This is a genomic window from Pseudomonas sp. GW822-FHT05A08 (assembly GCF_058800485.1).
Window position 1 is genome coordinate 6,041,711 of the sequence record NZ_CM179511.1, and the last position, 20,111, is coordinate 6,061,821.

Genomic DNA, 20,111 nt, shown 5'->3' on the forward strand with positions numbered 1-20,111 from the left:
GTTACCGAGGATAGACATGAAGTTTCTTTGCCCCCCCGGCGATCTGCCGGAGGCTTCCAGCCGAGGTTTCAACCTTGAAGGCCAGCCGCTTTTCGCAGTGCGCCGCGATCGACAGGTATACGTCTACACCAATCGCTGCCCCCATCGCGGGGTCGCTCTGGAGTGGCAACCCGACCAGTTCCTCGATCCCAGCGCCAGCCTGATCCAGTGCGCCACCCACGGTGCGCTGTTTCTGATCGAAAACGGTGAATGCGTGGCCGGCCCCTGTGCCGGGCAATCCCTGACGGCCATCCCCTGCCGGGAAGACAGCCAGGGCATCTGGGTTCAGCTTTAGCCGTTGAGCAATACGTCCAGACGACGGTCGATGAACACTTCCTCGGCGGTCAAGCGTACCCCGTAGGCCAGTACCTCGACCCCGGACGCCACCGCCTCGCGCAGCGCCGCGGCATAACCGGGGTCGATCTCTTCGGCCGGTCGCACCGCTTCGACACCCGACAGGTTGACGCAATACAACTGCACCGCGCGAATACCGTCCCGCGCCAGACAGGCCAATTCCCGCAGGTGCTTGGCCCCACGCTGGGTCACCGCATCCGGAAAGGCCGCGACCGCGGAGCCGTCAAAGCCCAGGGTGACGCTTTTGACCTCGACAAAAGCCGGGCCGTCCAGATAGTCCAGGCGGAAGTCGATACGACTGTTTTCCTGGCCATAGGGCACTTCCCGCTTGAGGGCGGTAAAACCGTTCAACTCAGCGATCACCCCGGCGTGCAAGGCTTCTTCCACCAGCGTGTTGGCCCGCGCCGTATTGACGCAAGCCAGCCGCCCCTGGGGCGTTTCGCTGATTTCCCAGGTCCCCGGCAATTTGCGCTTGGGGTCATTGGAACGGCTGAACCAGACCTGCCCGCCCTCGACCATGCAATTGAACATGGAACCGGTGTTGGGACAGTGAATGGTCAGCAACTCGCCGCCAATGGTCTCGATATCAGCGAGAAAACGCTTGTAACGACGGACCAGGCGACCTTCTTCGAGTGGGGGATGAAAACGCATCAGCCTTGCCAGCTCCGCAGGCCACGGGCAATCCGCTCCACCGCTTCCTGCAGGCGCGGCAGGCTCTGGGTGTAGGCGAACCGGACATGGTGCCCGGCCTGATGGCGACCGAAATCCAGCCCCGGGGTAAAGGCAATGTGTTCGGTCTCGAGGAAATGCCGGCAGAAGGCAAAGGCATCGCCGCCGAAGGCGCTGATATCGGCATACAGGTAGAACGCCCCTTCCGGCTCTACCGCAATGCCAAAACCCAACTCGCGCAGGGCTGGCAGGAGGAAGTCGCGGCGCCGCTGAAACTCGTTGCGACGCTCTTCGAGAATACTGATGGTGTCTGGCTCGAAGCAGGCAAGCGCAGCGTACTGGGCCATGCTCGGGGCACTGATGTAGAGGTTCTGCGCCAGCTTCTCCAACTCGCCGACCGCCGCCTGCGGCGCCACCAGCCAGCCCAGGCGCCAGCCGGTCATGCCGAAATATTTGGAAAAGCTATTAAGGACAAAGGCGCTGTCATCGACTTCCAGCACGCTGGCGGCATCGCAGCCGTAGGTCAGGCCGTGGTAGATCTCGTCCACCACCAGATGACCGTTACGCGCCTTCACCGCGGCCGACAACCCCGCCAGTTCGTCGCGGGAAAGCAAGGTCCCGGTGGGGTTGGCCGGTGATGCCACCAGGGCGCCGACACTGTCCTGATCCCAATAGCGCTCCACCAGATCCGGTGTCAGCTGATAACGCACGTCCGGACCGACCGGCACCAGTTGCGCCGCGCCTTCCACCAGGCGCAGGAAGTGCCGGTTGCAGGGGTAGCCTGGGTCCGCCAGCAGCCAGTGCTTGCCGGGGTCGACCAGCAAGCTGCTGGTCAGCAGCAGCGCACCGGAACCACCGGGAGTGATCATGATGCGCTCGGGGTCGATGTCCAGCCCGTAACGCTGCCGATAGAAACCGGAGATGGCCGTGCGCAGCTCGGGAATCCCGCGGGCGGCGGTGTAGCGGGTCCTGCCCGCTTCCAGCGCGGCCTGCCCGGCCTTGATGATCGGCTCAGCCGTGGTGAAGTCCGGTTCACCGATTTCCAGGTGAATCACATCGTGCCCGGCCGCTTGCAGCTCATTGGCACGGGCCAGCAGGGCCATCACGTGGAAAGGTTCGATAGCGCGGCTGCGCGCACTGTAGGGCTGAGCCATTAGCCTTCCTTCATTGAAGTGAGCAAAAAACCGATTCTACCCAACCCCGGGGACAAGGGAGAGCCCAAAGCCTTTGAGCCCCGCCATCCAACCCATTAAAGAACACCGACACCAGGCCCAGGCTTGGCTAAAATCATTAATTGACCAGGCCCCCGAACAGACCAGGCCAGGCGGCATCGACCTTTGCAAGCGCCGCGGGACGCGGGCTCGACAACCGGGAGTAGCGCCGTCCGATTTGATCTGGTAAGTTCGCCCGCTTGCAGTCGCAGGGCCGGCATGTGTCGGTGATGGAGCAATCCTGCGCAATGGATTACATGAGTAGAGGCGGTCCATTTCATGCCCACCCAAGCAAAGCAACAGAATCAATCGATCAGCGGCTTCGAGCCTTATGTTGAAACCGCAGGCGAAGAGTACATGGGCAAGCCCATGCGCGAGCACTTCACCAAGATCCTGAACAAGTGGAAACAGGACTTGATGCAGGAAGTCGATCGCACTGTTGATCACATGAAAGACGAAGCAGCCAACTTCCCCGATCCGGCCGACCGTGCCAGCCAGGAAGAAGAATTCAGCCTGGAACTGCGCGCCCGCGACCGTGAGCGCAAGCTGATCAAGAAGATCGACAAGACGCTGCAACTGATCGAAGACGAAGAATACGGCTGGTGCGAATCCTGCGGCGTCGAGATCGGTATTCGCCGCCTGGAAGCCCGCCCTACCGCCGACATGTGTGTCGACTGCAAGACCCTGGCGGAAATCAAGGAAAAACAAGTCGGCAAATAATCGCTGGCTTGAATGAAAAACGGAGCGTGCGAACGCTCCGTTTTTGTTTCTGCCGCCTCCCCCCTGTAGGAACGAGCTTGCTCGCGATGGCGATCCGCCAGACGCCATCGTCACCTTGGGACCGAACGAAGTAACATCCTCTCCATGACTGCCTCTCACGCCTCTTCCTACATCGGGCGCTTTGCCCCAACCCCCAGCGGGCACCTGCATTTCGGCTCGCTGGTCGCAGCCCTGGCCTCCTACCTCGATGCCCGCGCCGTCGGCGGCCGCTGGTTGTTGCGCATGGAAGACCTTGATCCCCCCCGGGAAGAGCCCGGCGCCCAGGCGGCCATTCTCAAGGCCCTGGAAAGCTACGGCTTCGAGTGGGACGGTGAAATGGTCCGCCAGAGCGAGCGGCACGCGGCCTACGCCGAAGTCCTCGACCGTCTGTTCAACCAGGGCCTGGCTTACGCCTGCACCTGTTCACGCAAGCAACTGGAGCCCTACCACGGCATTTATCCGGGCCTGTGCCGCAATGCCGGACATGGCCAGGAAGATGCCGCCATCCGCTTGCGCGTACCGGAGCTGGAATATCGTTTCACCGATCGGGTCCAGGGCGAATTCCGCCAGCACCTGGGACGGGATGTGGGCGACTTCGTGATCCGCCGCCGCGACGGCCTCTACGCCTATCAACTGGCAGTGGTGCTCGACGACGCCTGGCAAGGGGTGACCGATATCGTCCGCGGCGCCGACCTGCTGGACTCCACCCCGCGCCAGCTGTACCTGCAAGAGTTGCTCGGCCTGCCACAGCCGCGCTACCTGCATGTGCCGCTGATCACCCAGCCGGATGGGCATAAACTGGGCAAGTCCTACCGCTCCCCGCCGCTGGCCGCGGACCAGGCCACACCACTGCTGTTGCGTGCCCTGCGCGCCCTGGGGCAGAAAACCGACAGCGAAATGGTCCATGCCAGCCCTCGGGAAGTGCTGAGCTGGGGCATCGAACACTGGGATGCTTTACTGATCCCACGCACACTGAGCGTGCCCGAAGCGCAAATCCGCTGACGCCCCTTGCAGGTTGGCGCCCATCCGTTACCATCGCCGCACGTTTTCGGGCACGCACACAATAAAGAGAGGCCGAGATGTACATCTATCGCTTGGTCCTGCTGCTGGTAGTGGGGATCTATCTGTTCTCCCCCGCCATCATGGATTGGTGGATCGATGCTACGGGCGCCTGGTATCGCCCGTATCTGCTCTGGCTGATCCTGATCGTCGTGACCTTCATCCTGCAGAGCCAAAAAGATGCCGATGAGCTTTAGCCTGACCCAGATGATCCTGATCAGCGCCGCGTACCTGCTGGTGCTGTTCGGGGTGGCCTGGATCAGCGAACGCGGCATGATCCCGCGCTCGATCATCCGCCACCCGCTGACCTACACCCTGTCCCTCGGGGTCTACGCCAGCGCCTGGGCCTTTTATGGCACGGTCGGCCTGGCCTATCAGTACGGCTACGGTTTCCTTTCCAGTTATCTCGGGGTTTCCGGTGCCTTCCTGCTGGCGCCGGTGCTGCTTTACCCGATCCTGAAAATCACCCGCACCTACCAACTGTCGTCGCTGGCCGACCTGTTCGCCTTCCGTTTTCGCAGCACCTGGGCCGGCGCGCTGACCACGGTGATCATGCTGGTCGGGGTATTGCCGCTGCTGGCCTTGCAGATCCAGGCAGTCGCGGACTCCATCGGTATCCTCACCCGCGAGCCGGTGCAGCACCGGGTGGCCCTGAGTTTCTGCGCGCTGATCACCCTGTTCACCATCTTCTTCGGCTCCCGGCACATCGCCACCCGGGAAAAGCACGAAGGCCTGGTGTTCGCCATCGCCTTCGAGTCGGTGATCAAGCTGATCGCCATCGGCGGCGTCGGCCTCTATGCCCTGTACGGTGTGTTCGATGGCCCGCAACAGCTGGAACTCTGGCTGCTGCAGAACCAGACCGCCCTCGCCGCCCTGCACACGCCATTGCAGGAAGGACCGTGGCGCACCCTGCTGCTGGTGTTCTTCGCCTCGGCGATCGTGATGCCGCACATGTACCACATGACTTTCACCGAGAACCTCAACCCGCGCTCGCTGGTCAGCGCCAGCTGGGGCCTGCCGCTGTTCCTGTTGCTGATGAGTCTGGCGGTACCGCTGATCCTCTGGGCCGGCTTGAAACTGGGCGCCACCACCAATCCCGAATACTTCACCCTCGGCATCGGCATCGCCGCCAACAAACCGGCATTGGCCTTGATGGCCTATATCGGTGGGCTTTCCGCCGCCAGCGGCCTGATCATTGTCACCACCCTGGCGCTGTCGGGGATGGCCCTCAACCATCTGGTGCTGCCGCTGTATCAGCCACCGGCCGAAGGCAACATCTACCGCTGGCTGAAATGGACCCGCCGCGCACTGATCGTGGCCATCATCATGGCCGGCTATGCCTTCTACCTGCTGCTGGGAGCCGAACAGGACCTGGCCAACCTCGGCATCGTGGCCTTTGTCGCGACCCTGCAGTTCCTCCCCGGCGTACTCTCGGTGCTGTACTGGCCGACTGCCAACCGGCGCGGCTTCATCGCCGGGCTGATGGCCGGGACGCTGGTGTGGCTGGTGACCATGTTGCTGCCGCTGATCGGCAACTTGCAGGGCTTTTATATACCGCTGCTGAACATGATCTACGTGCTGGACGACACCAGTTGGCACATGGCGGCTATCGCCTCGCTGGCCGCCAACGTCCTGATGTTCACCCTGATTTCGCTGTTCACCAACGCCAGCTCCGAAGAAGCCAGCGCCGCCGAAGCCTGCGCGGTGGACAACGTGCGCCGGCCGCAACGTCGCGAACTGCATGCTGCCTCACCCCAGGAGTTCGCCACCCAGCTGGCCAAGCCCCTGGGTGCCAAGGCCGCGCAGAAGGAAGTCGAGCAGGCGCTGCGCGACCTCTACCTGCCCTTCGACGAACGCCGCCCCTATGCCCTGCGCCGCTTGCGCGACCGTATCGAGGCCAACCTGTCCGGCCTGATGGGCCCCAGCGTGGCCCAGGACATGGTGGAAACCTTCCTGCCCTACAAGGCCGGCGGCGAAAACTATGTGACCGAAGACATTCACTTCATCGAAAGCCGGCTCGAGGACTACCACTCGCGCCTGACCGGCCTGGCCGCCGAGCTCGACGCCTTGCGCCGCTACCACCGCCAGACCTTGCAGGAGCTGCCGATGGGCGTCTGTTCCCTGGCCAAGGACCAGGAAATCCTCATGTGGAACAAGGCCATGGAAGAGCTCACCAGCATTCCGGCGCAGCATGTGGTCGGTTCGCGCCTGAGCACCATCGCCGATCCCTGGAGAGAACTGCTGCAAGGCTTCATCAACATCCCCGATGAACATCTGCATAAACAGCACCTGGCCCTCGACGGCCAGACCCGCTGGCTGAACCTGCACAAGGCCGCCATCGACGAACCCCTGGCCCCGGGCAACAGCGGCCTGGTGCTGCTGGTGGAAGACCTGACCGAAACCCAGATGCTCGAAGACAAGCTGGTGCATTCCGAGCGGCTGGCCAGCATCGGCCGCCTGGCCGCCGGCGTGGCCCACGAAATCGGCAACCCGATCACCGGTATCGCCTGCCTGGCGCAGAACCTGCGCGAGGAGCGCGAAGAAGACGGCGAACTCACCGAAATCAGCGGCCAGATCCTCGAGCAGACCAAGCGCGTATCGCGCATCGTCCAGTCGCTGATGAGCTTCGCCCACGCCGGCAGCCACCAGCACAACGACGAAGCCGTGTGCCTGGCCGAGGTGGCGCAGGACGCCATTGGTCTGCTGGCGCTGAACCGGCGCAACTTCGAAGTGCAATTCTTCAACCTGTGCGATCCGGACCACTGGGTCGATGGCGACCCGCAGCGGCTCGCCCAGGTACTGATCAACCTGCTATCCAATGCCCGCGACGCCTCACCGGCGGGCAGCGCGGTACGGGTCAAGAGCGAGGCCGGCGAACACACGATCGACCTGATCGTCGAAGACGAAGGCAGCGGCATCCCCTCGAGCATCATGGATCGACTGTTCGAACCCTTCTTCACCACCAAGGATCCTGGCGAGGGCACCGGACTGGGCCTTGCACTGGTCTATTCCATCGTTGAAGAGCATTATGGACAAATCACCATCGACAGCCCGGCTGACACCGAAAGCCAACGCGGCACCCGTATCCGGGTGACTTTACCGCGTCATGTCGAAGCGACGTCCGCTGTGAACTGAGACCGTCGAGAGAATCGAATCAATGCCGCACATTTTGATCGTCGAAGACGAAACAATTATCCGCTCCGCCTTGCGCCGCCTGCTGGAACGCAACCAGTACCAGGTCAGCGAAGCCGGTTCCGTGCAGGAAGCACAAGAGCGTTTCAGCATTCCCACGTTCGACCTGATCGTCAGCGACCTGCGCCTGCCAGGCGCCCCCGGCACCGAACTGATCAAGCTCGGCCAGGGCACCCCGGTGCTGATCATGACCAGCTACGCCAGCCTGCGCTCGGCGGTCGACTCGATGAAGATGGGCGCGGTGGACTACATCGCCAAGCCTTTCGACCACGACGAAATGCTCCAGGCCGTGGCGCGCATCCTGCGCGACCGCCAGACCGCGCAAAGCAGCCCCAACGAGCGGCCGGCCGCCAAGCCGGGCAACGGTGCGGACAAAGCCAGCGCCAGCAACGGCGAAATCGGCATCATCGGTTCCTGCCCACCGATGCAGGATCTGTACAGCAAGATCCGCAAGGTCGCCCCGACAGACTCCAATGTACTGATCCAGGGTGAGTCCGGGACCGGCAAGGAACTGGTAGCCCGCGCCCTGCACAACCTGTCCAAGCGTGCCAAGGCGCCAATGATCTCGGTGAACTGCGCGGCCATTCCGGAAACCCTGATCGAGTCCGAGCTGTTCGGACATGAAAAAGGCGCCTTCACCGGTGCCAGCGCCGGGCGCGCCGGCCTGGTGGAAGCGGCGGACGGCGGCACCCTGTTCCTCGACGAAATCGGCGAACTGCCACTCGAAGCCCAGGCCCGCCTGTTGCGTGTGCTGCAGGAAGGCGAGATTCGCCGGGTCGGTTCGGTGCAATCGCAGAAGGTCGATGTGCGCCTGATCGCCGCGACCCACCGCGACCTCAAGAGCCTGGCCAAGATCGGCCAGTTCCGTGAAGACCTGTATTACCGCCTGCACGTGATTGCCCTGAAACTGCCAGCCCTGCGCGAGCGCGGCGCCGACGTCAACGAAATCGCCAATGCCTTCCTCGCCCGTCAAAGCGCGCGCGTGGGCCGCACTGACCTGAAGTTCGCTCCAGACGCCGAGCAAGCCATTCGTCACTACTCGTGGCCAGGTAACGTTCGCGAACTGGAAAACGCCGTCGAGCGCTCGGTCATCCTGTGCGAAAGCCCGGAAATCTCCGCCGAGCTGCTGGGTATCGATATCGAACTGAGCGATCTGGAAGACGACGAATTCATCGGCCTGGCGCCCCAGGCCGCCAACGCCAACAACAGCAGCCACGAGCCGACCGAAGACCTGTCGCTGGAAGACTACTTCCAGCATTTCGTCCTCGAGCACCAGGACCATATGACCGAGACCGAACTGGCGCGCAAACTGGGCGTCAGCCGCAAATGCCTGTGGGAACGCCGTCAGCGCCTGGGCATCCCACGGCGCAAGACCGGGGTCGCCAGCGAAAGCTGAAGTCCGGCGGTAACGGGTTGCGGGTAACACGCGACCTTGTGAAAAAACTGTTACCTCAGTCATTTCACGTAACAAAAGCCGGGGCTTAAGGTAACGAAGCCCCGGCTTTTTTTCGCCCGCGAAAACCTCAAAACCACGCCTAACCCCTTGTTTTACTGGGCTTCGCAAAAGTTGGCACGGCACCTGCTATATGTTTGGTACAAGAACAATAACAAGCAATGCATAAGACAATAAAAATAAGACGAATCGACTCACGCACAATAAAAACAACACGGCGGAGGCGCAGCTAACTGATTCTTTTGGAGAGGCGTTGTCATTGGGGCTTGCCCCACAACCAGGCCGAGAACAACAAAAACTGCCCTAAGGCAGAGCCTGAACTGGTTGGATCATCGATCATTGCAACACAGCGACCAAAGCAATCCGTTTGCTCTTGGCTCCCGATTGGGAGGGTCATCCTGGGTTAACTAGGTGACAAGGGCGTTAAACAAAAACAAAAAGCCCGAAACCAATAATAAAAATAGAGCACGCAAACACTTCTGGGGGAGCTTCGGCTCCCCTTGTGGTTTCCGCGATTGCGACTTTACTGACGCAAAGCCCCGCCAACCCGCGTTCCAAAGCCCCGCACACGACTCGCCGCAGCTTCCTACACCATCCCCCGACTAAATGCTAGAATCCCCGCCCATCATGCGGTCATTCTTCGTTATGGCCGAACATTCCTTCAAACAGTGCATCCCATGCTGAAGAAGTTGTTCCAGTCATTCCGTTCTCCCTTGCGTCGTACGCAACACAAACGCAGCACGCCTGAAGTGCTCAACAGCAGCCAACACTCGCTGCAACGCGCCCAGTTCAGCCGTTATGCGGTGAACATCGTCGAACGCCTGCAGAACGCCGGCTACCAGGCCTACCTGGTCGGCGGTTGCGTGCGCGACATGTTGCTCAATATCACCCCCAAGGATTTCGACGTCGCCACCAGCGCCACGCCGGAACAGGTGCGGGCCGAATTCCGCAACGCGCGGATCATCGGCCGTCGGTTCAAGCTGGTGCATATCCACTTCGGTCGCGAAATCATCGAGGTCGCGACCTTCCGCGCCAACCACCCGCAAAACGATGAAGAGGAAGACAGCAACCAGTCCTCGCGCAACGAAAGCGGGCGCATCCTGCGCGACAACGTGTACGGCACCCTCGAAGAGGACGCCCAGCGCCGCGACTTCACCATCAACGCCCTGTATTACGATCCGGTCAGCGAACGCATCCTCGATTACGCCAACGGCGTGCACGACATTCGCAATCACCTGGTCCGCCTGATCGGCGATCCACGCCAGCGCTACCAGGAAGACCCGGTACGCATGCTGCGGGCCGTGCGCTTCGCCGCCAAGCTGGATTTCGGCATCGAGAAACACACTGCCACACCGATCCGCGACCTGGCCCCCATGCTGCGGGAAATCCCCTCGGCGCGTCTGTTCGAGGAAGTGCTCAAGCTGTTCCTGTCCGGCCATGCCGCCGACACCTTCGAGATGCTGGTCGACCTGCAACTGTTCGATCCGCTGTTCCCGGCCAGCGCCGAGGCTCTGGAGTACAACCCGACCTACACCCATACGCTGATCAGCGAAGCCCTGGTCAATACCGACCTGCGCATCAAGCAGAACAAGCCGGTAACCCCAGCCTTCCTGTTCGCCGCGCTGCTGTGGCCTGCCTTGCCGGCTCGCGTGCTGCGCCTTCAGGAACGCGGCATGCCGCCGATTCCGGCGATGCAGGAGGCCGCTCACGAATTGATCAGCGAACAGTGCCAGCGCATCGCCATTCCAAAACGCTTCACCATGCCGATCCGCGAAATCTGGGACATGCAGGAACGTCTGCCACGCCGCAGCGGCAAGCGCGCCGATCAACTGCTGGACAACCCGCGGTTCCGCGCCGGCTATGACTTCCTGCTGCTGCGCGAAAGCGCCGGCGAACAGACCGATGGCCTGGGCGAATGGTGGACCGACTATCAGGACGCCAACGAAGCCGGTCGCCGCGACATGATTCGCGATCTGAGCGGCAAGGACGAAGCCGGCACAGGTCCGCGCAAGCGTCGCCGCAGCAGTGGCGCCAAACGCAAACGCGCCACCGCCGGCGCACCGAGCGCTTCCGGCGAATAACCCGATGGAACGCATCTACATCGGCATGGGCAGCAACCTGGCTGCCCCGGCAGAGCAATTGCGCAGCGCGATCGACGCCCTGGCGCAGTTGCCACACAGCCAACTGGCGGGGGTCTCGGCCTTCTATCAAAGCGACTCCCTGCTGCCCGGCCAACCGCGTTACACCAACGCCGTGGCCGCCCTGGACAGCAGCCTCGCGCCCCTCGAACTGCTGGACGCGCTGCAAGCCATCGAAAACGGCCAGGGCCGCGAGCGTCTCGAACGCTGGGGGCCACGTACCCTGGACCTGGACATCCTGCTGTTCGGCGATCGCCTGATCGATGAGCCGCGGCTCAAAGTGCCGCATTACCATATGCAGGCCCGGGCCTTCGTCCTCTATCCCCTGGCCGAACTGGCCCCCGTCGACCTGCAACTGGCCGACGGCCGCCACCTGCGCGATCTGCTCGCCGCCTGCCCATTTGTCGGCCTGGAACGCCTGGCCTGACTGCTGAAACGCATCAGTTACGGCGGTAACACTCACGCCGTAACAATGCGGTAACACATGCAATTGACTTCCCGAGTTCTCCTCACGACTATAGGCGTCCCGTTGCCGCCAACACGGCGTTACAGGGCGCAATCCAGGCCTTATAAGCACGACAACAGACCGTGCGCCTGCATAGATAAAGAATCACGCGCGTTACTCGCAGCAGTTTCCAGAGCGCCTGAATGAGGACCTTTTTTCATGCCAGACATCACCCTGACCACCCTGCAAGGCCTCAAGCAGAAAGGTGAAAAAATCACCATGCTGACCTGCTATGACGCGACCTTCGCCCACACCTGTTGCCAGGCTGGCGTTGAAGTACTGCTGGTGGGCGACTCCCTCGGCATGGTCTTGCAAGGGCACGACAGCACACTGCCGGTCACTACCACCGAGATGGCCTACCACGTCGCCGCGGTCAAACGCGGTAACAGTGGCGCCCTGATCCTCGCCGACCTGCCGTTCATGGCCTACGCCACCACCGAACAGGCCCTGAACAACAGCGCCCAGTTGATGCAGGCCGGTGCGCACATGATCAAGGTCGAAGGCGCGCTCTGGCTGGCGGAGTCCATCCGCCTGCTGGCCGAACGCGGTATCCCGGTCTGCGCCCACATGGGTCTGACTCCGCAATCGGTGAACATCCTCGGCGGCTACAAGGTCCAGGGCCGTAACGAAAACCAGGCCCGGCAGATGCGTGCCGACGCCATCGCCCTGGAAGCGGCGGGCGCAGCGATGCTGCTGCTCGAATGCGTGCCAAGCGAACTGGCGGCGGAAATCACCCAGGCGGTGAAGATTCCGGTGATCGGCATCGGTGCCGGCAGCGGCACCGACGGTCAGGTGCTGGTTCTGCACGACATGCTGGGCCTGTCCCTGAGCGGTCGCGCGCCGAAGTTCGTGAAGAACTTCATGGTCGGCCAGGAAAGCATCCAGGCCGCCCTGAGCGCCTACGTCAATGAAGTCAAGGCCGTGACCTTCCCAGGCGCCGAACACGGGTTTTCTGCATGAATACTGTCAAAACCGTACGTGAACTGCGTGCCGCCGTGGCCCGTGCCCGCAGCGAGGGCAAGCGCATCGGCTTCGTACCGACCATGGGCAACCTGCACAGCGGGCATGCCGCCCTGGTAACCAAGGCGGCCCAGCGGGTGGATTTCGTGGTGGCGAGCATTTTCGTCAACCCGCTGCAGTTCGGCGCCGGCGAAGACCTCGACAAGTACCCGCGGACCCTGGCCGCCGACCAGGAAAAGCTCCTGCAAGCCGGTTGCCATCTGCTGTTCGCCCCGACCGTCGAAGAGATGTACCCCGACGGCATGGACGGCCAGACCCGGGTCAGCGTGCCGCAACTCTCCGAAGGCCTGTGCGGCGCCAGCCGTCCCGGGCATTTCGAAGGAGTGGCCACGGTGGTCAGCAAGCTGTTCAACATGGTGCAGCCGGACCTTGCGGTCTTCGGTCAGAAGGACTTCCAGCAACTGGCGGTGATCCGCGCCCTGGTGCATGACCTGAACATGCCGATCCAGATCATCGGCGAGCCCACCGTACGTGCCGCCGACGGCCTCGCGCTGTCGTCGCGCAACGGCTACCTGAGCGAGGAACAACGTGCCATCGCCCCCGTGATCTATCGTGGCCTGACTCAAATCGCCGAGGCCATCAGCCAGGGCGAGCGGGACTATCCAAAGCTGCTGGACGAGCAAAAACGAGTGCTCGAAGCCGCAGGTTTGCGCCCCGATTACCTGGAAATCCGCCACGCCCGGACCCTGCGCCCGGCCACCGCGCAAGACCGCGACCTGGTGATCCTGGCGGCGGCCTATCTGGGCGCTACCCGCCTGATCGACAACCTGCATCTGGACCTCGACACCTAGGTCCCAAAGGCCGATTGCCCGAAGCCCGACCTTCGGGCAAACTGCCGCCGCCCGGGGCCTGCAGCGATGCTGCGGGCCCTGTTCGAGGACCTGACCGAGAGAACCACTCATGCACGCCATCATGCTCAAGGCCAAGCTGCATCGCGCCGAAGTCACCCACGCTGTGCTCGACTACGAAGGCTCTTGCGCCATCGACGGTGAATGGCTGGACTTGTCCGGTATCCGTGAGTACGAACAGATCCAGATCTACAACGTCGACAATGGCGAACGCTTCACCACCTACGCCATTCGTGGCGAGGAAGGCTCGCGCATGATCTCGGTCAACGGCGCCGCCGCGCACAAGGCCAAGGTCGGCGACCGGGTGATCATCTGCGCTTACGCTCACTACAGCGAAGCCGAACTGCTCAACTTCAAGCCACGCATGCTCTATATGGCGCCGGGCAACGAGCTGAGCCACACCAGCCATGCCATCCCGGTTCAGGTCGCCTGAACCCCAGTCATTCTCACCCCCTGAAATCCCGTTCGTGCGCGGCTCTGAGGCGCCGGTGTAAAAAAGTACCGGCCGCAGGTCAGACAAAGCCAAGACAGATCAGCACGCGAGAGTTACTGTTATCGCCCTGCGTGCTTAATCGTGTCAGCGCAGGTTTGACCGAACGTTATTCTTCGAGCAGGACGTTCCGGGCTTTTCAGTGTCCAACAGGCAGTTCAAGTAAAAGGAAAACCGCAGCGATGGCGTACTACCGCACTCCTCACGACGTTACCGCTCTGCCCGCCTGGCAAGCGTTGAATGACCACCGCCAGGCCATGCAGGATTTCAGCATGCGCGAGGCCTTCAATGCCGACCCGCAGCGCTTTCATCAATTCAGCCTCAGCGGCTGTGGGCTTTTTCTCGATTACTCGAAGAACCTGATCACCTCCGAAACCCGCAACCTGCTGGTGGGCCTGGCCAACGAAGCCGGCCTGCAGGACGCGATCAAGGCGTTGTTCGCCGGTGAGCTGGTCAACTCTTCCGAAGGCCGTCCGGCCCTGCACACCGCCCTGCGCCGCCCGGTGGGCGACAAGCTGTCGGTCAACGGCGTCAACGTGATGCCGGAAGTGCACAAGGTGCTGAACCAGATCACCGAGCTGGTCGGGCGCATCCATGACGGCCTGTGGCGTGGCTACACCGAGAAGCCGATCACCGACGTGGTCAACATCGGCATCGGCGGTTCCTTCCTCGGTCCCGAGCTGGTGTCCGAAGCCCTGTTGTCCTACGCCCAGAAAGGCGTGCGTTGCCATTACCTGGCCAATATCGATGGCAGCGAGTTCCACGAGCTGTCCTCGAAGATCCGCGCCGAAACCACCCTGTTCATTGTCTCGTCGAAATCCTTCAATACCCTGGAAACCCTGAAGAACGCCCAGGCCGCACGCGCCTGGTACCTGGCTCAGGGCGGCTCCGAGGCCGAGCTGTATCGCCACTTCATCGCAGTGTCGAGCAACAACGCCGCCGCGGTAGCCTTCGGCATCCGCGAAGAGAACATCTTCCCGATGTGGGACTGGGTCGGCGGGCGTTACTCGCTGTGGTCGGCCATCGGCCTGCCGATCGCCCTGGCCATCGGCATGTCCAACTTCAAGGAACTGCTGTCCGGTGCCTACACCATGGACCAGCACTTCCAGACCGCGCCGTTCGAGCAGAACATGCCGGTTCTCCTGGCCCTGCTGGGCGTGTGGTACGGCAACTTCTGGGGCGCGCAAAGCCACGCGATCCTGCCGTACGACCACTACCTGCGCAACATCACCAAGCACTTGCAGCAGCTGGACATGGAATCCAACGGCAAGAGCGTGCGCCAGGACGGCACGCCGGTTTCCACCGACACCGGCCCGGTGATCTGGGGTGGCGTGGGCTGCAACGGTCAGCACGCGTACCACCAGTTGTTGCACCAGGGCACCCAGCTGATTCCGGCCGACTTCATCGTGCCGATCGTCAGCTTCAACCCGGTCGCCGACCATCACCAGTGGCTGTACGCCAACTGCCTGTCGCAAAGCCAGGCGCTGATGCTCGGCAAGACGCGCGCTGAGGCCGAGACCGAGCTGCGTGAAAAAGGCCTGAGCGAGGCCGAAGTCCAGAAGCTGGCACCGCACAAGGTGATCCCCGGCAACCGCCCGAGCAACACCCTGGTGGTCGAGCGCATCAGCCCACGCCGCCTGGGCGCGCTGGTGGCGATGTACGAACACAAGGTCTTCGTGCAGAGCGTGATCTGGGGCATCAACGCCTTCGACCAATGGGGCGTGGAGCTGGGCAAGGAGCTGGGCAAGGGCGTCTACAACCGCCTGGTCGGCAGCGAAGAAGCCCCGGCCGAGGATGCTTCGACCCAGGGCCTGATCAACTACTTCCGCGGTCGCCACCGCGGTTGATAGCCCGCTGAAATCCCCCTTCGCGAACCGGCCCGCTGCTGTGCAAACCCCATCCATTGCATAGCAGCGGGCCGATTCTCGATCGGTCGTCCAAGACCGCCCTCCCCTTGAACCCCTTCCGATCAAGGCGCATCTTTATTACTTGTCGCTAAAACAAGAATAAGGAACCGTCATGTTCGATATCAGCATGTTCCCCCAAGCCGATGCCGTCCGCCGGGCCGCACAATTGAGTCAGGACGACTACCAGCGGCTGTACCGCGAATCCATCGAGCACCCCAGTACCTTCTGGGCCGAACAGGCCACCCGCTTTCTCGACTGGAGCGCTCCCTGGCAAACCGTGCAGCGCTATGACCTGAAAACCGGCGCCGCCAGCTGGTTCGCCGGCGGCCAGTTGAACGTCAGCTACAACTGCATCGACCGCCATCTGGAAAAACGCGGCGATCAGGTAGCGATCATCTGGGAAGGCGACGACCCTGCCGAGTCGCTGCAAATCACCTACAAGAAACTCCATCACTACGTCTGCCGCCTGGCCAACGTCCTGAAAAGCCGCGGTGTGAAAAAAGGCGACCGGGTGTGCATCTACATGCCGATGATCCCCGAGGCGGCCTACGCCATGCTCGCCTGCACCCGTATCGGTGCGGTGCACTCGGTGGTCTTTGGCGGATTTTCCCCGGACGCGTTGCGCGACCGCATTCTCGACGCCGACTGCCGCACCGTGATCACCGCTGACGAAGGGGTGCGCGGCGGCAAGTTCATACCCTTGAAAAACAACGTCGACAAGGCTCTGCAAAGCTGCCCGAACGTCAGCACCGTGGTGGTGATCGAGCGCACCCAGAACCCGGTGAACTGGATCGAAGGCCGCGACCTCTGGTATCACCAGGCCCTGCGCGACGTCGAAGACGACTGCCCGCCGCAACCGATGGACGCCGAAGACCCGCTGTTCATCCTCTACACCTCAGGCAGCACCGGTAAACCCAAAGGCGTGCTGCACACCACCGGCGGCTACTTGCTGCAAGCGGCGATGACCTTCAAATACGTACTGGACTACCGCGAAGGCGAAGTCTTCTGGTGCACCGCCGACGTCGGCTGGGTCACCGGCCACAGCTACATCGTCTACGGCCCGCTGGCCAATGGCGCGACCACCCTGATCTTCGAGGGCGTGCCCAGTTATCCGAGCAGTTCGCGCTTCTGGGAGGTCATCGACAAGCACCGGGTGAACATCTTCTACACCGCCCCCACCGCATTGCGGGCGCTGATGCGCGAAGGCCCCGAGCCGCTGCAACACACCTCGCGCAGAAGCCTGCGCCTGCTGGGCACTGTCGGCGAGCCGATCAATCCGGAAGCCTGGGAGTGGTATTTCAATAGCGTCGGCGAGCAGCGCTGCCCGATCGTCGACACCTGGTGGCAGACCGAAACCGGCGGCATCATGCTCAGCCCGCTGGTCAGTGCCAGCTACATCAAGCCGGGCTGCGCCACCCGCCCGATGTTCGGCGTGCAACCGGTGCTGCTGGATGAGCACGGCAAGGAAATCAGCGGCGCCGGCAGCGGCATCCTGGCGATCAAGGCCAGTTGGCCGGCACAGATCCGCAGCGTCTACGGCGACCCGCAGCGCATGGTCGAGACCTATTTCAAACCCTACCCGGGCTACTACTTCACCGGCGACGGCGCGCGGCGCGATGAAGACGGCGACTACTGGATCACCGGACGCATCGACGACGTGATCAATGTGTCCGGGCATCGCATCGGCACCGCCGAAGTCGAGAGCGCCCTGGTCCTGCACGACAGCATCGCCGAGGCTGCGGTGGTCGGCTATCCCCACGACCTCAAGGGCCAGGGCATCTATGCCTTTGTCACCCCGATGAACGGCGTCGAGCCCAGCGAAGAACTGAAGAAGGAACTGTTGAGTCTGGTCAGTCGCGAGATCGGCAGTTTCGCCAAGCCGGAACTGATCCAGTGGGCGCCGGCCTTGCCGAAAACCCGCTCGGGCAAGATCATGCGGCGTATCCTGCGCAAGATCGCCTGCAACGAGCTCGACAGCCTGGGCGATACCTCGACCCTGGCCGACCCGAGCGTGGTCGAGGGCCTGATCGATAAACGCCTGAACCTCTGAGCGGGTCCTCGGGCCTCAACCAAGGAACAGCCAAGCGGTATGGAATTCATTCGCAGTCGTATCGAAACCCAGGTGATGAGCCTGGGTGGCCTGTCGCTGGGCCAGCTCGACCTGGACAACCCGAAGGGCGACCCGGGCCTGTTCGGCCCGGACGCCATCTGCTGGCAGGTGCATGGCGATTTCAGCAGCATGCTGATCGGCGGCATCAGCGCCTTGCTGATGCAGGCCCTGCACCCGCTGGCCCTGGCCGGGGTCTGGGATCACTCGAACTTCCGGGAAGACATGATCGGGCGCCTGCGGCGCACCGCACAGTTCATTTCCGGCACTACCTTCGGCTCGCGGCAGGATGCCGAATGGCTGATCGACAAGGTGCGCACCATTCACCTGCAGATTGTTGGCACCGCACCAGACGGCCGGCCCTATGCCGCCAGCGATCCGCAACTGCTGACCTGGGTGCATGTGGCCGAGGTCAACAGCTTTCTGGCGGCGCACCTGCGTTATCGCAACCCGCACCTGTCGCCTGCCGACCAGGACCGTTACTACGGGGAAGTCGCGCTGATCGCCGAGCGTCTTGGCGCCACTGATGTGCCGCGCTCGCGCCGGGCCGTGGCGGCTTACCTGGCACGGATGCGCCCCCAGTTGCTCTGCGATGAACGCAGCCGCGAGGTGCTGCGTTTGCTCTTGGCGGCACCTGCCCCAAGCCGCCTGGCCAAGCCATTTGGCTCGTTGATGATGCAGGCCGGCATCGACCTGTTGCCCGACTGGGCCAGCGATATGCTGGGCGTCAACCAGGGTCTGCTGCAACGCCAGCTGATCCGCGCCAGCGTCAACCGCAGTGCGCCGATGCTGCGCTGGGCGGTACGCAACGGCTCGATACATCGCGCACGCCGGCGCATGGGCCTGTAATACCCGACCGGGCGAACAGAACGCGACCCATCGGTTCGCGATTGGCAGCGTCGCGACCTTCTATGCAACCATGATTTTCCAAGTTCTCGCGCATCGGTCACCTTCCATAGCCACCGACCGATGCCGCCAATGACAATGAGGATTCGCGCCATGCAAGACGTCGTAATCGTTGCCGCCACCCGCACCGCGGTCGGCAGTTTCCAGGGTTCGCTGGCGAACATTCCCGCGGTCGATCTCGGCGCCGCGGTGATCCGCCAGCTGCTGGCCCAGACCGGCCTGGACGGCGCCCAGGTCGATGAGGTGATCATGGGCCAGGTGCTCACCGCCGGCGCCGGGCAGAACCCCGCGCGCCAGGCCGCGATCAAGGCCGGCCTGCCCCACGCCGTGCCGGCGCTGACCCTGAACAAGGTCTGCGGCTCCGGCCTCAAGGCCCTGCACCTGGGCGCCCAGGCGATCCGCTGCGGCGACGCCGAGGTGATCATCGCCGGCGGCCAGGAGAACATGAGCCTGGCCAATTACGTGCTGCCCGGTGCCCGCACCGGTCTGCGCATGGGTCACAGCCAGATCGTCGATAGCATGATCAGCGACGGCCTGTGGGACGCCTTCAACGACTACCACATGGGCATCACCGCCGAGAACCTGGTGGACAAATACGCCATCAGCCGCGAAGCCCAGGATGCCTTTGCCGCCGCCTCGCAGCAGAAGGCCGTGGCCGCCATCGAAGGCGGGCGTTTCGTCGATGAGATCACCCCGATCCTGATTCCCCAGCGCAAGGGCGAGCCCGTGGCCTTCGCCACCGACGAACAACCGCGCGCCGGCACCACCGCCGAATCCCTGGGCAAGCTCAAGCCGGCCTTCAAGAAGGACGGCACGGTCACCGCCGGCAACGCCTCGTCGCTCAACGACGGCGCCGCCGCGGTGATCCTGATGAGCGCCGCCAAGGCCCGGGCCCTGGGCCTGCCGGTGCTGGCGAAGATCGCCGCCTACGCCAACGCCGGCGTCGACCCGGCGATCATGGGCATCGGCCCGGTGTCGGCCACCCGCCGCTGCCTGGACAAGGCCGGCTGGTCCCTGGAGCAACTGGACCTGATCGAAGCCAACGAAGCCTTCGCCGCCCAGGCGCTGTCGGTGGGCAAGGAGCTGGGCTGGGACGCGAGCAAGGTCAACGTCAACGGCGGCGCCATCGCCCTCGGCCACCCGATCGGCGCCTCGGGCTGCAGGGTGCTGGTGACCCTGCTGCATGAAATGCTCAAGCGCGATGCCAAAAAAGGCCTGGCGACCTTGTGCATCGGCGGCGGCCAGGGCGTGGCGCTGGCAATCGAACGCTGATCCAGCGCCCTTCCTGTAGGAGCGAGGCTTGCCCGCGATAAATCGTCAACGATGACGCGCCATACCTGTAACACTGCGGTGCCATGACGTTTGTTTCGCGGGTGATCGAGCGTCGACCGGCTGCTCCTACAGGGGGTGGCCGAAGCTGGTAGACTGCCCCGCCCAATCATCCGCAAGGCGCC

The 20,111-nt window shown here is 63.0% G+C and carries 17 protein-coding genes; 15 read left to right on the forward strand and 2 right to left on the reverse strand.

Translation table 11 applies throughout. The features are described from left to right. Window positions 1-16 precede the first annotated feature (16 nt). Window positions 17-334, forward strand: coding sequence for a Rieske (2Fe-2S) protein (locus AC3RCP_RS27280; protein WP_009045652.1), 318 nt, complete (start codon window positions 17-19; stop codon window positions 332-334). Here the strand turns inward: AC3RCP_RS27280 and sfsA are convergent. Next, window positions 331-1,044, reverse strand: a complete 714-nt coding sequence (sfsA, locus tag AC3RCP_RS27285) for a DNA/RNA nuclease SfsA (protein ID WP_492571961.1) — start codon at window positions 1,042-1,044, stop codon at window positions 331-333. The genes AC3RCP_RS27280 and sfsA overlap by 4 nt on opposite strands. Continuing rightward, a complete protein-coding gene (locus AC3RCP_RS27290) occupies window positions 1,044-2,216 on the reverse strand; it encodes a pyridoxal phosphate-dependent aminotransferase (RefSeq protein WP_101339139.1) in 1,173 nt (390 codons plus the stop codon). The genes sfsA and AC3RCP_RS27290 overlap by 1 nt, the downstream gene beginning before the upstream one ends. A gap of 336 nt (window positions 2,217-2,552) precedes the next feature. Here AC3RCP_RS27290 and dksA point away from each other — a divergent pair, with 336 nt between their 5' ends. The 14 genes from dksA to AC3RCP_RS27360 all read left to right on the forward strand — a co-directional run bounded on the left by dksA (window position 2,553) and on the right by AC3RCP_RS27360 (window position 19,929). After that, window positions 2,553-2,993, forward strand: a complete 441-nt coding sequence (dksA, locus tag AC3RCP_RS27295) for an RNA polymerase-binding protein DksA (protein WP_007924645.1) — start codon at window positions 2,553-2,555, stop codon at window positions 2,991-2,993. A 144-nt stretch (window positions 2,994-3,137) separates the two neighbouring features. Next, window positions 3,138-4,034 (forward strand): tRNA glutamyl-Q(34) synthetase GluQRS, encoded by an 897-nt coding sequence (gene gluQRS / locus AC3RCP_RS27300; RefSeq protein WP_101339140.1) that lies wholly within the window; start codon window positions 3,138-3,140, stop codon window positions 4,032-4,034. A gap of 77 nt (window positions 4,035-4,111) precedes the next feature. Beyond that, window positions 4,112-4,288 (forward strand): hypothetical protein, encoded by a 177-nt coding sequence (locus AC3RCP_RS27305; RefSeq protein ID WP_003176118.1) that lies wholly within the window; start codon window positions 4,112-4,114, stop codon window positions 4,286-4,288. Beyond that, a complete protein-coding gene (locus AC3RCP_RS27310; protein ID WP_009045655.1) occupies window positions 4,272-7,226 on the forward strand; it encodes a sensor histidine kinase in 2,955 nt (984 codons plus the stop codon). Before AC3RCP_RS27305 ends, AC3RCP_RS27310 begins: the two co-directional genes overlap by 17 nt. Before the next feature lie 22 nt (window positions 7,227-7,248). Beyond that, on the forward strand, window positions 7,249-8,679 hold the full coding sequence (locus tag AC3RCP_RS27315; RefSeq protein ID WP_007924652.1) for a sigma-54-dependent transcriptional regulator: 1,431 nt from the start codon (window positions 7,249-7,251) through the stop codon (window positions 8,677-8,679). Between the two features lie 734 nt (window positions 8,680-9,413). Further along, window positions 9,414-10,817 carry a polynucleotide adenylyltransferase PcnB gene (locus tag AC3RCP_RS27320; RefSeq protein WP_009045657.1) on the forward strand — a complete coding sequence of 468 codons (1,404 nt, stop codon included), beginning with the start codon at window positions 9,414-9,416 and terminating at the stop codon, window positions 10,815-10,817. A 4-nt stretch (window positions 10,818-10,821) separates the two neighbouring features. Then, the gene (gene folK / locus AC3RCP_RS27325) at window positions 10,822-11,301 is read left to right on the forward strand and encodes a 2-amino-4-hydroxy-6-hydroxymethyldihydropteridine diphosphokinase (protein ID WP_087091974.1); all 480 of its coding nucleotides are present in this window, start codon (window positions 10,822-10,824) and stop codon (window positions 11,299-11,301) included. A gap of 237 nt (window positions 11,302-11,538) precedes the next feature. Further along, a complete protein-coding gene (gene panB, locus AC3RCP_RS27330) occupies window positions 11,539-12,339 on the forward strand; it encodes a 3-methyl-2-oxobutanoate hydroxymethyltransferase (protein WP_101339141.1) in 801 nt (266 codons plus the stop codon). Beyond that, window positions 12,336-13,190 carry a pantoate--beta-alanine ligase gene (gene panC, locus AC3RCP_RS27335; protein ID WP_492571960.1) on the forward strand — a complete coding sequence of 285 codons (855 nt, stop codon included), beginning with the start codon at window positions 12,336-12,338 and terminating at the stop codon, window positions 13,188-13,190. Before panB ends, panC begins: the two co-directional genes overlap by 4 nt. 109 nt (window positions 13,191-13,299) lie before the next feature. Continuing rightward, a complete protein-coding gene (gene panD / locus AC3RCP_RS27340) occupies window positions 13,300-13,680 on the forward strand; it encodes an aspartate 1-decarboxylase (protein WP_007924662.1) in 381 nt (126 codons plus the stop codon). 239 nt (window positions 13,681-13,919) lie between these two features. After that, window positions 13,920-15,584, forward strand: coding sequence for a glucose-6-phosphate isomerase (gene pgi, locus AC3RCP_RS27345; protein WP_101339143.1), 1,665 nt, complete (start codon window positions 13,920-13,922; stop codon window positions 15,582-15,584). Window positions 15,585-15,756: 172 nt separating this feature from the next. Continuing rightward, window positions 15,757-17,694, forward strand: coding sequence for an acetate--CoA ligase (gene acs, locus AC3RCP_RS27350; RefSeq protein ID WP_492571959.1), 1,938 nt, complete (start codon window positions 15,757-15,759; stop codon window positions 17,692-17,694). A 39-nt stretch (window positions 17,695-17,733) separates the two neighbouring features. After that, a complete protein-coding gene (locus tag AC3RCP_RS27355) occupies window positions 17,734-18,600 on the forward strand; it encodes an oxygenase MpaB family protein (RefSeq protein WP_101339145.1) in 867 nt (288 codons plus the stop codon). A 150-nt stretch (window positions 18,601-18,750) separates the two neighbouring features. Next, complete coding sequence (locus AC3RCP_RS27360; protein WP_007924669.1) at window positions 18,751-19,929, forward strand: acetyl-CoA C-acetyltransferase; 1,179 nt, start codon at window positions 18,751-18,753, stop codon at window positions 19,927-19,929. The last annotated feature ends 182 nt before the right edge of the window (window positions 19,930-20,111 follow it).

Coding starts and splice junctions, on each gene's coding strand:
- AC3RCP_RS27280 (WP_009045652.1), top strand. CDS start 17: ATGAAGTTTCTTTGCCCCCCCGGCGATCTGCCGGAGGCTTCCAGCCGA.
- sfsA (WP_492571961.1), bottom strand. CDS start 1,044: ATGCGTTTTCATCCCCCACTCGAAGAAGGTCGCCTGGTCCGTCGTTAC.
- AC3RCP_RS27290 (WP_101339139.1), bottom strand. CDS start 2,216: ATGGCTCAGCCCTACAGTGCGCGCAGCCGCGCTATCGAACCTTTCCAC.
- dksA (WP_007924645.1), top strand. CDS start 2,553: ATGCCCACCCAAGCAAAGCAACAGAATCAATCGATCAGCGGCTTCGAG.
- gluQRS (WP_101339140.1), top strand. CDS start 3,138: ATGACTGCCTCTCACGCCTCTTCCTACATCGGGCGCTTTGCCCCAACC.
- AC3RCP_RS27305 (WP_003176118.1), top strand. CDS start 4,112: ATGTACATCTATCGCTTGGTCCTGCTGCTGGTAGTGGGGATCTATCTG.
- AC3RCP_RS27310 (WP_009045655.1), top strand. CDS start 4,272: ATGCCGATGAGCTTTAGCCTGACCCAGATGATCCTGATCAGCGCCGCG.
- AC3RCP_RS27315 (WP_007924652.1), top strand. CDS start 7,249: ATGCCGCACATTTTGATCGTCGAAGACGAAACAATTATCCGCTCCGCC.
- AC3RCP_RS27320 (WP_009045657.1), top strand. CDS start 9,414: ATGCTGAAGAAGTTGTTCCAGTCATTCCGTTCTCCCTTGCGTCGTACG.
- folK (WP_087091974.1), top strand. CDS start 10,822: ATGGAACGCATCTACATCGGCATGGGCAGCAACCTGGCTGCCCCGGCA.
- panB (WP_101339141.1), top strand. CDS start 11,539: ATGCCAGACATCACCCTGACCACCCTGCAAGGCCTCAAGCAGAAAGGT.
- panC (WP_492571960.1), top strand. CDS start 12,336: ATGAATACTGTCAAAACCGTACGTGAACTGCGTGCCGCCGTGGCCCGT.
- panD (WP_007924662.1), top strand. CDS start 13,300: ATGCACGCCATCATGCTCAAGGCCAAGCTGCATCGCGCCGAAGTCACC.
- pgi (WP_101339143.1), top strand. CDS start 13,920: ATGGCGTACTACCGCACTCCTCACGACGTTACCGCTCTGCCCGCCTGG.
- acs (WP_492571959.1), top strand. CDS start 15,757: ATGTTCGATATCAGCATGTTCCCCCAAGCCGATGCCGTCCGCCGGGCC.
- AC3RCP_RS27355 (WP_101339145.1), top strand. CDS start 17,734: ATGGAATTCATTCGCAGTCGTATCGAAACCCAGGTGATGAGCCTGGGT.
- AC3RCP_RS27360 (WP_007924669.1), top strand. CDS start 18,751: ATGCAAGACGTCGTAATCGTTGCCGCCACCCGCACCGCGGTCGGCAGT.